We start from the raw sequence: 1158 nt of genomic DNA, 5'->3' as shown, positions 1-1158 counted from the left end.
AGATGTGAGGTGAGTACTTCACCGTTGAGTTCGACCGTGGCGAGGTGGCCGCCTTTGTCGTGGTTGAAGGTGAGGCGGTTGTTGTCCGGCAGGCACAGGGTTTTCAGCTGGCCGCAGGCGTCGTAGCCGTAGCGCAGGGTGCCCCAGCCTTGGTGTTCGGCGGTGAGGCGGTTTTGGCGGTCGTATTCGTAGGCCAGCGCCCAGTGGCCGTCTTCGGCGCTGAGGAGGTTGCCTTGGCGGTCGTAGGTATAGTCGACAACGCTGGCATCGGGCAGGGTTTTTCGGACGAGGCGCCCGGCGTGGTCGCGCTGGTAGCGGGTAATGAGCTGACTGTCATCGTCGCCGTATTCGGTCTTTTCCAGCAGGTTGCCGTTGAGGTCGTAGGCGTAGGCGGTGCGCTGGCCGTCGAAGCCGGTTTCCTGGCGGATCAGGCCGTTGGGTTGGTAGTCGAGTTGGTAGGTTTCGCCGGCTTCGTTTTCGATCTCGGTGAGCAGCAGCCGGGCGTTGTCGTAGCGGTACTTGACTTGGGTACCGTTGGCGTTGAAGCAGCGGCTGATCAGGTGCAGGCCGTCGGCGTATTCGTAGCGGGTGACGTGGCCCAGTTCGTCGCGTTCGGCGATGATTTTGCCGTAGGGGTTGTAGCTGAATTCCCTACATCCACCACCGGGCTCGATCAGCTTTAGCAGACGCCCTACGGCATCCCATTGATATTGAGTTTGAGCCCCATGCTCATCCTCACGCGCAATCTGCCGGCCTAGATCGTCATATTGATAGGCCGTCACCGCGCCCATCGGGTCTTGCTCGACGGTCAGCCGGCCCTTGGCATCGTAGGATTTAAAGTGCGTGGCGCCGTCCGGATCGATGCGCTGCACCAACCGCGCCCGCTGGTCATGGACATACACCTCCTGGCTACCATCGGCGTTATGCACCGTGACACGCCCGTCATCCCCCCAGGCGTAACACGTGTCCATCTGCGAAAAACTTGCCCAATGCCGCACACAGCGCGCCGCCTTGCCCGCGCGTTCCCATTCCCAGAAGAAACTCGCGCCACCGGCCAGTTGGCGCTCAAGAATGACGTGCTGATCGTCGTACCGATAACGCTCGCTTTCACCGACAGCATTGGTCGCGCAAACCAGTCGTCCATGTTCGTCATAGGCG

1 pseudogene is annotated in these 1158 nt (G+C 61.2%); it reads right to left on the bottom strand.

From position 1 onward, the window contains the following. Window positions 1-1158, bottom strand: a pseudogene (locus BOP96_RS29115) (RHS repeat protein); the annotation flags it as partial.

The organism is Pseudomonas sp. FSL W5-0203, assembly GCF_001896155.1.
Taxonomy (GTDB): domain Bacteria; phylum Pseudomonadota; class Gammaproteobacteria; order Pseudomonadales; family Pseudomonadaceae; genus Aquipseudomonas; species Aquipseudomonas paracarnis.
The sequence above is the reverse complement of the archived record's forward strand: the minus strand, read 5'-3'. Positions and strand labels throughout refer to the sequence as shown.